Genomic DNA, 11,895 nt, shown 5'->3' with positions numbered 1-11,895 from the left:
CGTCAATGTCGTGAATGAAGCAGATGTCCATGCGTTCCAAGCCCAACCGCTGCAACGAATCCTCGAACGCCCGCATGGTCCCGTCATAGCTGTAGTCGAACTCCATCGTGAATGGCGCCGCGTCCACCCAAGGAGCGAAGTCGATCTCAGCGCGTCGCGCGGGCTTGAGCACGCGTCCGACTTTCGATGACAGCACGAAGTCGTCCCGGGACTTCCACCGCAGGCCGTGGCCCGTTCTCAGTTCAGCCAGCCCGTGGCCGTACATCGGCGCCGTGTCGAAGTAGCGGATTCCCGCGTCCCAGGCCGTGCGAATCATCGACCCGGATTCCTCCTCGGAAATGCTGCTGAAAATATTCCCAATGGGAGCGGTTCCAAACGCAAATGCCGTCACGTCGAGATCGACGCGTCCAAGCTTTCGTTTTTGCGACGGGTTCATTGTCTTGTCTCCAGTGAAGTGGTTTGAAGTGGGGCGCCGGCTCAGTCCCAGACAGGTGCCCATGGCACCAGCGACCTGTCGACGATCCGGTATCCCGCGCTGGTCATCGCGTCAATGCGATCCATATCGATGCTCGAGAGCGTGAAATCCATCACCTTGAAGTTCGCCTCGATGTTCGCGGGCTTGGTGGACATCGTGTTGATCGGAACTCCCTTCTGCAGGATCCAGCGCAGCACTACCTGGGCGGCGCTTCGGGCGTAGGCCTTGCCGATCTCTTCGAAAGCGCGGTGCTTGAAGACCTCTCCGCGTGCCACGGAGCAATAGGAAGAAAGTGAGATGCCTGTCCGGGTCGCCGCCCGGAGCATCGCTGACTGGTCGAGGAGCGGGTGAAACTCGATCTGATTGGTCACGAGGGGTGTCTCGATCGCTGCGCTCGCGGTTTCCATCATGGCGGCCGTGTAGTTGCTCAGGCCGATGTGGCGCGTCAGCCCCTCTTTGGCCGCTTGTTCCAGCAGCGTGAGGGATGGCACGACGTTACCRTCCGCGGGCGGCCAATGCACCAGGAGCACATCGACGTAGCTCATCTGAAGTTTCTTCAAGCTCTTCTCCACGGACGGAAGGAACCGCTCGGCCGAGAAGTTATCCGGGTGGACCTTGGTGGTGACGCACAGGTCCGCGCGCGGCACGCCCACGTCCTTCAGGGCGGCCCCCACGTCCTCTTCGTTCTCATACATCTGCGCGGTGTCGATGGCCCGGTAGCCGACATCGAGCGCGACCTGGAGGGCGTCTGCCAACTCCTCTCCGTTGAGGGGATAGGTGCCAAACGAACGCTCGTACGAATTGGTGAAGTAGATGCTCATGGCTATCTCGTCGCTTCGTCAAGCAACGGCAATCTGGATCTTGTTGATGCTTCGATCGGAAACGAAGGCCTCCATGGCCTCCGCGATGCGCTCCAGGGGATAAATCGACTGCGCGAATTCCGTCAGTTGCACGCGGTCATGCGCGATGAGCGTCATCGCTTCGTGCATGTCGTCGCCCATTCCTGCGACACTGCCCTGAAGACCGATTTCGCTCAGGACGACTTTGAATGGGTGGTAGCGCGCCTGGGCCGTCTGGTCGGCGAGCCCGAAGGCAAGCACCCTTCCACCCGGACGGACGAGTTCAAACGCTTGCTCGTAGAGCGCCGGTAGGCCGACGGATTCGATGACGAGATCGGCACCTCGGCCATCAGTCGCCTCTCGCACAGCGGCCTCAAGCTGCTGCGGATCGCTCACGACCACGTCGGCGCCCGAGCGCCAGTCGGCTCGACCCGGGTTGGGTTCGGACACGATGATGGGTGCCGCACCGACGCCACGCGCGAGTTGCAGGTGCAGATTGCCGATGGGCCCTGCGCCCATGATCAGGACCGACTCTCCAAGTCGCAGTCTGCTCTTCTTCACCGCCCTGACGATGCAGGAAACCGGCTCCACCAAAGCCCCCATCTCAATGGCCGTGCGCTGCGGGATCGGGACCAGATGGCTGGCAGGCACTTTGACGTATTCGGCCAAGCCGCCATCCACGTGAATGCCGATCTGCACCATCGCCCGGCAGTTCAGGATTTCATTCTTCCGGCAGTAAAAGCAGCGGCCACATCCCACGTTGATGTCAGCGGTCACGGTCGTGCCGAGCGCGACGTCCTTGACCGCGGAACCAAGTTGAACGACCCACCCCGAGAACTCGTGGCCCGGGATCAAGGGCAGCTTGTCCGCCGAATAGTGACCCTGGTAAATGTGAATGTCGGTGCCGCAGAGGCCGCACCTGCTCACCTTGATCAGGACCTCATGGTCGCCGATAACAGGCACCGGGACTTGCTGCACTTCGAAACGACTTGGCGCCACGAGTACTGCGGCTTGCATATTCACGGGAATGTTCATGAGCGTTCTTCCATGATGGATGTAGACACTTCAAAATCGACGACCAGCACATCCGCGACCCACTGGCTGGTCTCTGAGACGAACGCCTGATGCGCGGCATGCGGAAGGTATGCATCTCGGTCAACTGCACTGTCAAATAAGACAAGGAAGCAGTGGGTGAAGCCCTTGTCCAAGCCCTCTGTGCTGGAATTCATGCCCCACTTCAATCGCCGGACCTGCTCGATCTGTGTTGAGAGCAAGTCGAACCTGCGCGCGAACTCTGCCCGCTGCGCGACCGTCGTGTCATCCTTGAAACGAATCAGAACAACGTGTTGAATCATTGGCCTCTCCCGGAGGCAACTTGTTCATGGGCGACACGTACGCGCGAATCCTTCGTCGACTCCAAAGTGCATTCGCTCAACTGAGGTGCGGTCCCCACGCCCTTGATCAAGTCGGCCGCCTTCTCGCCGATCATCACGGACGGGGCATTGGTGTTCGAGTTCACGAGCTTCGGCATGACCGAACTGTCGCAAATCCGCAAGCCCGCGATGCCACGCACTCGAAGTTGGGGATCAACCACCGAGCCCACATCGCCTCCCATCCTGCAGGTACCCACCGGGTGATAGGACGTGCGGCCGTACTGGCGCGCATAGGTCTCGAGCTCAGCCTGTGAATGAATGTTCGCGCCCGGGAAATGCTCCTTGCGCACATACCTGCCGAGAGCCGACTGGTTCATGATTTCCCGACTCTGCTTCAGTCCTTCGACGGAAATCCGGAGGTCGTAGGGATCGCCAAGAAAGTTGGGGTCGACGATCGGCAGATCCTTCGGGTTGGCGCTTCGCAAAGTGACGCTGCCACGTGCGCGGGGCCGAAGGGCGTACGAGTTCAACGTGACCCCCGAGCCCGAACCAATCTTCGGCACTCCCGCTTCGACCCCGGCGCCGACCAGGAAGTGGAATTGCAGGTCCGGAGTCCTTTCTCGTGAATCGGCGTACCAGAATGCGCCGCCCTCAACGATGTTGGAGGCGACCGGTCCCTTCTTGAAGAGTGCATATTCGATGCCTGCCCAAGCGGTCCAGTGCGGCTTCGCATACTTGTCGAAACTGTAGGGTCCTCCCAGTTCGTAGACGATGTCGATGCCGAAATGGTCATGCAGATTGCGCCCCACCTCGGGCATATCGGCGACGACGGGAATGCCTGCTCTGCGCAGATCCTCGGCCGGCCCGAGTCCCGACAGCATCATCAGTCTCGGCGATCCGATCGCGCCCGCAGTCACGAGGACTTCGCGGTCGGCGCGCAGCAGGGTGGCACGACCATTCTCGATGACTTCTACGCCCACAGCGCGGCCCGCCTCGATCTTCACACGATGGATTTCTGCATCCGTGCGCACGGTCAGATTCTTGCGGCCAAGGGCTGGCCGCAAGTAGCCGACCGCTGCCGAGCAACGACGCGCCCCGCGGGTGGTCGTCTGATAGGGTCCGGCGCCCTCCTGTCGCGGCCCGTTGAAATCGGGATTGAACGGCATGCCGAACTGCTGGCACGCCTGGACAAACGCGCGGGTCAACGGATCCGGACATGGCGTGGACACGCCGAGCGGTCCGCCCATGCCGTGCCACGATCCGGCCAGCGTGTCGTTGTCTTCGGAACGGACGAACAGGGGCTGGACGTCGGCAAAGGACCAGCCCTCGCATCCGAACTCCCGCTCCCACGCGTCGTAATCTTCCGGGCATCCACGCGTGAAGACCTGCGCGTTGATGGATCCGCCGCCGCCGAGCACCCTGCCCTGGGCATAGGGAATCTCACGGTTCATCGCATGACGCTGCGGCGCAGTCTTCAGGCTCCAGGTCAGCGGGCCCGAAGTCATCTTGTAAAACCCGACCGGCAGGTGGATGTAGGGATTCTTATCGGACGGACCGGCTTCGAGCAGCAGGACCGTCACGCGCTCGTCTTCCGACAAGCGCGCCGCAAGGGTGCAGCCGGCGGACCCGGCTCCCACAACGATGTAGTCGTAGGCGGTCATGACGGTCCTCAGCTGATCCAACGCACCCGGGGCTGCAGGTTGATGTGCGCGGTCTTGAGTTGGGTGTATTCCTCAATGCCCGCGAGCCCCGCTTCCCGCCCGAGGCCGGATTGCTTCATGCCGCCGAGCGGGGTTTCGGGACCGTTGTCCAGCGTCGTGTTGATCCACACGCGGCCCGCCTGCACCTCTCGCATCGCGCGCAGGGCCTTGCTCAGGTCCTGTGTCCAGATGGAGGCGGACAAGCCGAACTCGCTGTCATTGGCGATCTTGAGTGCTTCGTCGAAAGTGTCGAAGGGGACGACGGCCAGGACAGGCCCGAAAATCTCCTCGCGCAACAGTGGCATATCGGGGCGCACGTCGGTGACGAGCGTGGGCTGCACGAAGTAGCCATTCCGGTCGTCTGTGCGTGCCCCGCCGCAGACGAGCTTGGCCCCCATGCGAACCCCCTCGTCAATGTAGGCGAGCACCTTTTCCATGTGGCCCTGATCGAACAGCGCGCCGACCTGCGTCCGCTCGTCCAGCGGATCGCCGATACGAATGCGCCGCATTTTGTCGGCCAACTTCGCGATAAACGTGTCCGCGATCGATCGTTCGACCACTAGGCGGCTCCCGCCAACGCAACACTGGCCAGCATTGAAGGCCATCCCGAACGCCACGCCGTCCGCCGCATCGTCCAGCTCCGCATCTGCAAAGACAATGTGGGGGTTCTTGCCGCCCAGTTCGAGCCCAAGCTTCTTGATGTTGCCGGCCGAGGCCTCGATCGCCTTGCGACCGGTGCCGATCGATCCGGTGACGGAGACCATGTCGATTTGGTCGCTATCCAACAGTTTCTGGCCGACCACGGAACCCCTGCCCGTCACGACATTGACAACACCGCGAGGCACGCCCGCCTCCTGGAGCAATTCGCACAACCTCAGGGTCGAACCGCTTGTGGCCTCCGCTGGCTTGACGATCACGGTGCAGCCCGCCGCCAGGATGAAAGGCAAGCGTTCAGCAAGGATGAAAAAGGGAAAGTTCCACGGCGTGATCACACCCACTACTCCGATGGGCTCGCGCAGCACGACTGCCACCACGCGGTCGCCGAGGTTGTTGTGCGCGTCCCCCTTCATGACCCGCGCGGCCCCGGCGGCGAAGCGCCAGACATCGACAGCTCCCTTGATCTCGCCGATGGCCTGAGTGATCGGCTTGCCGGTTTCGAGCGATTCGATCAGGCCGATCTCTTCGGCGTGCCGCTCGATGAGGTCGGCGACCTTGAACAGCACCGTCGAGCGCTCTCCCGCGCTCATTCTTGGCCAAGGTCCATGGTCAAACGCCTGCCGCGCCTCACTGATTGCGTGCTGCGCGTCAGCGAGGCAGCCCGAGGGCCACTGCGACACTGCCGTCCCGTGACCGGGACTGTGACGGGTCGTGATTTCGCCGGAATTGCCGTCTGTGAACTGCCCGCCGATGTACATCTGGAACCTGCGAGGCTCCGTCGGAAGAGAAATGCTTGTCATGGATGATCCCGCTGTTAAAAAACTGCCGCCGTCTTTGAAGCGAAGGCACGAATCCCGATCGCGGCGTCTCGGCTGTCCTTCAGGGCCGTAGTCGCGCTGAGATGGAAGGCTCTTGAATCGCTGTCGTTCAGGATCGCCGCCTTTGCTTGCTTGGCCGCGCAGGGCGAGACGCATGCGATCCGCTCGGTCTTGGATGCCACCAGGTCCTCAAAGCCCTCGCGCGGGCACGAGGCGTTGACCAGGCCCCAGCGATGCGCCGTGTTGGCATCGAGTTCGCTCGCGCCCAGTACGGCCTCCAGAGCGCGGCCCCTTCCCACGATTCGCGCCAGTCGCGGCCCGCCCTCCCAGCCGGGCATCGCGCCGATAGTCACTTCAGGGAATCGGAACCGTGCGGACTGGCTCGCAATGCGCAGGTCCGCGCAAAGCGCCAGTTCCAGACCGCCGCCGAAGCAGACGCCCTCGACTGCAGCAATCGTTGGGCAGCGGAGGTGCTCGAACCGCCGGAAGATTGAATTCCCGCGATCGATCCATTCGTGGCCGAACTGCTCGGGCGACATCGGCCCCCACTCCCTGATGTCTGCCCCGGAGGAGAAAGGCCCGCTCCGCGTGCCGCGAAGGACGACCACGCGGACGTCTGGATCGGCCTCGACCTCAGAGATGGCGCTGTCGAGCTGATCGAGCATGGCCAGGTCCAGGGCATTCGCCTTGCCCGCATTGGACAACTCCAACGTCCAAACGTGCTTGGCTCGGTGAGAGATAACGGTGCCCATGGGTGCTCCGCGATCAGTCGGTCAACCTTGCACGCCGTACAGACCCAGGAACTGCCGCATCCGAGCCGCAGCCAATTCCGGGTCTTGCAACAAGCCTGCCCTGTCCGCCAGCTTGAACACGTCCACAAAGTAAGGCAACGGCCGCATCGCCTGATGGCCGGCCAGCATCACCATGTGCGGCTGGTGCCCATTCAGGTATGCGAGGAAGACCACGCCTGTCTTGTAGAACCGCGTGGGTGCGCCGAAGATTCGCCTGGACAACGGAATTGTCGGTTCGAGAATCTCGAGGAACCTGGCCTTGTCGCCGACCGCAAGCGCGGTCAGCGCATGGGACGCTGCCGGCGCAATAGCATCGAAGATGCCCAGCAGCGCATGTGAATAGCCGACGTCGTCGCCTGCGATGAGCTCGGGATAGTTGAAGTCGTCGCCCGTGTACATCTTGACCGAGGCCGGAAGTCGGCGGCGCATGTCGATCTCGCGATCCTTGTCCAGTAGCGAGATCTTGATGCCGTCAACCTTTGACTGGTTCTCCTGAATGATYTGCAACGCGATGTCGCGCGCAGCGCTCAGGTCGCTCGTTCCCCAGTAGCCCTTGAGTTCGGGGTCGAACATGTCGCCGAGCCAGTGGAGCACCACCGGATGGTCGGCGCTCGCCAGGACCTGGCGATAGACCCGGAGGTAGTCCTCGGGACTCTTCGCGACACGCGCGAGTGCCCTGCTCGCCATCAGAATCAGACGGCCGCCCGCCTCCTGGATCGCTTCCGTCTGCTCCAGGTACGCCTTGATCACGTCGTCCACCGTGCGCACCGTCGCTGGATCCAGGTGGTCGGTGCCACACCCGTTATAGATGGGCACGGTCGTGCCTTCCAGCACCTCTTTCGTGCGCCGGATGAGGGTGAGCGAATCGGCCCAACTCAGTCCCACGCCACGCTGTGCGGTGTCCATGGCCTCGGCGATGCCGAGCCCCAGATCCGCCAGATAGCGCCGGTAGCGCAGCGTCGCGTCCCAATCGATCGCGCCACCTGCCGAAGGCTCTGTGGCCGCAAACGGATCTGCGACCACGTGGGCCGCCGAGAACACCACCCGGTTGAATGACCCGGCCGGCTTCGTCGCAGGCCAGGGAGTTCCCTGGAGGGCGTATGCTGATAGCTTTCCGGATGCATCCGGTAGTTGCAATGTCGTCATATCAAACCTTGCGGGCCATGGCCCTTCGTTGAGATTCACCGTGCACGGTCAGACCTTCGGCGAGGTCGCGCGCGTCACACCACCGTGTCCATGCGCTCTCGGCAGATACGCAGGACTTCCTCTGGTGGCCGTTTCCACCAGTTCTCCTTGGAGAAGATCTCCACTTCGACGGGGCCATTGAATCCACGGCTTTCAACAGCCTCGCGCAAGCGCGCGAGTTCGATCACGCCGTCGCCCATCATTCCCCGATCGAGCAACGGGTCGCCGGTCTGTCGCAACCAGTCGCAAACGTGCATTGCCAGGATCCGATCAGAAGCCCGGTCAAGGGAGCTTTCGAGGTCGGGGTCCCACCAGACGTGATAGGCGTCGACGGCGATCCCGAACAGCCCGTCGTTCGAGGGATCGAGGCGCTCGCACCAGCGCCGGGCCTGCTCGACGGTGTTCAGCACGCTGCGGTCGGCCGCATAGAACGGATGAAGCGGCTCCAGCGCGATCGCCACACCCGTGGCTCTGAGTGTTGGCTTGAGCGCCTCCAAGCCGTCCAGAATCTGTTCGCGGCAGCCGTTCAGATCCCGTGAGCTCGGCGCGAGTCCACCTACCACGGCCACGACGAACGGGGCCTCGAGAACCGCGGCCACCTCGATGGCGCGCCGGTTCGATTCGATGGCAGCGCGAGCGCCCCCGGCGTCGTCGGCTGAAAAGTATTCGGTCCTGCAGTAGCCCCCGACTTTCAGTCCTGCCTCCCGAATGACGCGTGCGGCGCGTTCCGGGTGCAGCTCGTCGATTTCTTGGCGCCATGGCGTGATGAGGCCGAAGCCCGCCTCGGCGATGCGGCGTGCAGTCAGTTCCAGCGGCTCGCGGAAACCCAACGTCGCGGTATTGATGCAGGTGAGTTCGGGCCTGCGATAGAGGTCTCGCATGGTGACTCACTAAAAGCGTTGGATCAGCAAGCCACCGTCTACGCGGACTTCCTGCGCCACCGTGTAGGGCAAGAGTCCGGCCGCCATCGTACGGATCACGCGTGCCACGTCTTCGGGCAAGCCCCAGCGTGGAATCGCGGTCATGCCCTTTTCGATGAGATCGTCGTACTTCGCCTTGGAAGGTGCGGTCATCTCGGTCAGGATCAGGCCTGGCTGCACCTCGAAGACACCGATGCCGGCCCTCGCCAGTCGCAGTGCATAGAGTCGCGCCGCCATGTGGGATGCGATCTTCGACATGCAGTACTCCCCGCGCTCGATGGTGGCCGCAGCGGCGTTCGACGAAGTGACGAAAACAATGCTGCGAGGGGCATCCCCCGCGGGTTCCGCGGCGACCATCCTGCGTGCGACGGCCTGCGTCAGAAAGAAGGTTCCGCGCGTGTTGATGTTGAAGCAGCGGTCATAGCTCTCCTCTCCCACGTCAAGCAGGTCCCCGCGCTCGAGCACTGAAACACCCGCGTTATTGACCAGGCAATGTACGTCACCCAACTCGTGGGTCACCTCGTCGAGGAATGGCTCATGCCGAGAGCGGTCGCCGATGTCCATGTCAAAGGTCTTGCAGCGCCGGCCGAGTTTCTCGACCTCGGCGACCAGGGCGTCGAAGCGTTCCGCGTCGCGCCAGGCGACCGCGGCGATGTCAAATCCTTCTTCGGCGAGCGCAAGCGCCGTGGCCCGGCCGATGCCGCGAGACGCACCCGTCACGATGGCTGTGTGTCCCATGGTGTCAGTCCTTCAGCAGCTTGCGCGCGATGATCACGCGCTGGATTTGATTGGTTCCTTCGTAGATCTGGGTGATCTTTGCGTCGCGATAGAGGCGCTCCACCTCGTAGCCMCGGATGTAGCCGCTGCCGCCGAAGATCTGGATCGCATTGGACGTCTGCGCAACAGCCGCATCCCCCGCGAAGCACTTGGCCATCGACGCAGCTGCGGTCGCATCCGTGCCGGCATCGAGCTTGTGCGCCGCAGACCTCACCAGGAGCCGGGCAGCCTCGGTATCTTTCGCCATGTCGGCGAGCATGAACTGGATGGCCTGGAACTCCGCGATGGCCTGGCCGAACTGCTTTCTGATCTTCGTCTGCTCGATCGACGCCTCGAGCGCCGCCTGGAGGATGCCGACCGCGAGCGCAGCGATGCCCACGCGCCCCTTCTCGAGGACGCTCATCATCATGTGGAAGCCGCGGCCCTCCGTCCCCAGCAAGGCGTCTGCTGGCAGTGGCACGTTCTGGAAATGCAACTCGCCTACCTGGGATGAGCGCTGTCCAAGCTTGTGCTCTTTGGGACCCTTGGAGACGCCGGGCTGCGCACAGTCCACGATGAAGATGCTCATCCCCCGCTTGCCCGCCCCTGGGTCGGTCCGCGCCAGCACGAACGCAACATCCGCCACCGGCGCGTTGTGGATCCAGAGCTTAGAGCCGTTAAGGACCCAGCCATCGCCACTACGAGTTGCCGTTGTCCTGACGCCCGACACGTCCGAGCCGGCTCCCGCTTCGGTGATGCAATAGGCGGCGCGCTTCTCGGCGCTGATGATCGCGCGGATCCACTTGTCCTTCTGGGCGTCGGTGCCGTGCGCGCAAAGCAACGTGGTCACCAGCTCGACGAGGCCGCACTGATCGGCGATCGATGCGTAGCCGCGGCTGAGTTCTTCCATCACGATGCTGTACGCCAGCACGTCCAATCCCGCACCACCGTATGCCTCGGGAACCGTGATGCCGAACAGGCCGTTCTCGCCCATCGCCTTAAAGATGTCGCCGGCGAAAGCCTCTTCTCGATCGAGGCGCTCGGCGTCCGGTCGAATCTGTTCGTTGGCGAAGCGGCGTGCCATGTCCGCCACCTGCTGATGCTCTGTCGAAAGTTCCACTTTGTCTCCTTAGGCTAGGGGCAACCCCTGGTGTAAGTATCTAACTAGTTAGTAGAATTATGCGACGGCGGTTCTGAATATTCAAGTCCCTTAACGGAGAATGAAAATGAAACAAGCGGTATGGCTCGATGCGGCCGACATGGCCCAGCAGGTCTTCGATGGCGCGGTCGTGGTGCTGAGCGGTTCAGGCGGCGGCCTGCAGGAAGCGGATCACATCGCCGAGGCGATCGAAAGGCGATTCCTCGAAACTGGGCATCCCTGCAACCTGACACTGGTGCACGGCCTTGGCATTGGAGACGGCGTGAAGACGGGTATCAGCCGCTTCGCGCACAAGGGCATGGTCAAGCGTGTGATCGGCGGACACTGGACGTGGTCCAAGCGCATGCAGCAACTCGCGCGCGACAACGAGATTGAGGCCTACACCCTGCCCGCGGGGCCAATCCAGACCTTGCTGCGGGAAATCGGCGCGGGCCGCCACGGCCTTGTCACCCATATCGGCCTTCACACCTTTGCCGATCCTCGCCATGGCGGTGGACGGTGCAACGCACGGGCGACCGAGGAACTCGTCGAAGTCGTGCACCTCGGCGGCAAGGAACTGCTTTGGTACAAGCCCTTCAAGGTCGATTTCGCCCTGGTGCGCGGAACCGCTGCCGATCCGCAAGGCAACCTGACCTCACGCGACGAACCGACGGACATGGACGTCTTAGCCGCGGCCATGGCTGCGCACAATTCCGGCGGCAAGGTATTCGCGCAGGTACGCGACGTCCTGGCGGAACCAATCCTGCCGGCTCGTGCCGTGAGCCTTCCCGGAGTGTTTGTCGACAGCGTCTGCCGCTTTGCCGAGCAGACTCAAACGACGGGCGCCGCCTACGATCTTTCGATCAGCGGTGCAGTGGCCGCGCCATCGAAACGCCCGGCGCCAGAGCTGCCCGAAGGGCTGCGCTATTTGATCGCACGACGGGCCGCGCAGGAACTGCGGCCCGGACTCTGCGTGAATTTCGGCTTTGGAGTTCCAGACGGCATTCCAGCCATAGCGCAGGCCGAGGGACTCGAAATTGGCTGGACCACGATCGAGCAGGGTCCGCACAACGGCGAATTGCTGGGCGGTCACCTGTTCGGCGCAACCCGCTATCCCAGCGCGATCGTGAAGTCGACGGAGCAGTTCGACTTTTTCAGCGGGGGTGGCGTTGACATCGCCTTCTTGGGCATGGGCGAACTCGACGCCGAGGGCAATGTCAACGTCTCTTGGCTTGGCGAGAAC

Annotated in this window: 12 protein-coding genes; 1 reads left to right on the top strand and 11 read right to left on the bottom strand. The window is 62.8% G+C overall.

The genetic code is table 11. The features are described 5' to 3' along the window. From AC1DY5_RS24030 to AC1DY5_RS23980, 11 genes are all read right to left on the bottom strand, one after another. On the bottom strand, positions 1–436 hold a 436-nt coding region (locus tag AC1DY5_RS24030), incomplete at its 3' end, for an aldo/keto reductase (RefSeq protein ID WP_478115422.1). A gap of 41 nt (positions 437–477) precedes the next feature. After that, positions 478–1,296: an aldo/keto reductase gene (locus tag AC1DY5_RS24025; protein WP_478115420.1), complete on the bottom strand. Its 819-nt coding sequence runs from the start codon at positions 1,294–1,296 to the stop codon at positions 478–480. An 18-nt stretch (positions 1,297–1,314) separates the two neighbouring features. After that, positions 1,315–2,349, bottom strand: a complete 1,035-nt coding sequence (locus tag AC1DY5_RS24020; protein WP_478115418.1) for a zinc-dependent alcohol dehydrogenase — start codon at positions 2,347–2,349, stop codon at positions 1,315–1,317. Further along, entirely contained in the window at positions 2,346–2,669 is a 324-nt protein-coding gene (locus tag AC1DY5_RS24015) for a Dabb family protein (protein WP_478115416.1), read from the bottom strand. The genes AC1DY5_RS24020 and AC1DY5_RS24015 overlap by 4 nt, the downstream gene beginning before the upstream one ends. Then, positions 2,666–4,348 (bottom strand): GMC family oxidoreductase, encoded by a 1,683-nt coding sequence (locus AC1DY5_RS24010; RefSeq protein ID WP_478115414.1) that lies wholly within the window; start codon positions 4,346–4,348, stop codon positions 2,666–2,668. The genes AC1DY5_RS24015 and AC1DY5_RS24010 overlap by 4 nt, the downstream gene beginning before the upstream one ends. Positions 4,349–4,356: 8 nt before the next feature. Beyond that, complete coding sequence (locus tag AC1DY5_RS24005) at positions 4,357–5,844, bottom strand: aldehyde dehydrogenase family protein (protein ID WP_478115412.1); 1,488 nt, start codon at positions 5,842–5,844, stop codon at positions 4,357–4,359. A 14-nt stretch (positions 5,845–5,858) separates the two neighbouring features. Next, complete coding sequence (locus tag AC1DY5_RS24000; protein ID WP_478115410.1) at positions 5,859–6,614, bottom strand: enoyl-CoA hydratase/isomerase family protein; 756 nt, start codon at positions 6,612–6,614, stop codon at positions 5,859–5,861. A 21-nt stretch (positions 6,615–6,635) separates the two neighbouring features. Then, positions 6,636–7,799, bottom strand: a complete 1,164-nt coding sequence (locus tag AC1DY5_RS23995; RefSeq protein ID WP_478115424.1) for a dihydrodipicolinate synthase family protein — start codon at positions 7,797–7,799, stop codon at positions 6,636–6,638. A gap of 74 nt (positions 7,800–7,873) precedes the next feature. Beyond that, entirely contained in the window at positions 7,874–8,719 is an 846-nt protein-coding gene (locus tag AC1DY5_RS23990) for a sugar phosphate isomerase/epimerase family protein (protein WP_478115408.1), read from the bottom strand. 9 nt (positions 8,720–8,728) lie between these two features. Continuing rightward, positions 8,729–9,496, bottom strand: coding sequence for a 3-ketoacyl-ACP reductase (locus tag AC1DY5_RS23985; RefSeq protein WP_478115406.1), 768 nt, complete (start codon positions 9,494–9,496; stop codon positions 8,729–8,731). 4 nt (positions 9,497–9,500) lie between these two features. Continuing rightward, positions 9,501–10,634, bottom strand: coding sequence for an acyl-CoA dehydrogenase family protein (locus AC1DY5_RS23980; RefSeq protein ID WP_478115405.1), 1,134 nt, complete (start codon positions 10,632–10,634; stop codon positions 9,501–9,503). Positions 10,635–10,773: 139 nt separating this feature from the next. Between AC1DY5_RS23980 and AC1DY5_RS23975 the strand changes: the two genes are divergently transcribed. After that, on the top strand, positions 10,774–11,895 hold a 1,122-nt coding region (locus AC1DY5_RS23975), incomplete at its 3' end, for a CoA-transferase (RefSeq protein WP_478115404.1).

It is taken from the genome of Variovorax sp. P4_D9 (assembly GCF_056401695.1).
This window is presented reverse-complemented; position numbering and strand designations above follow the sequence as displayed.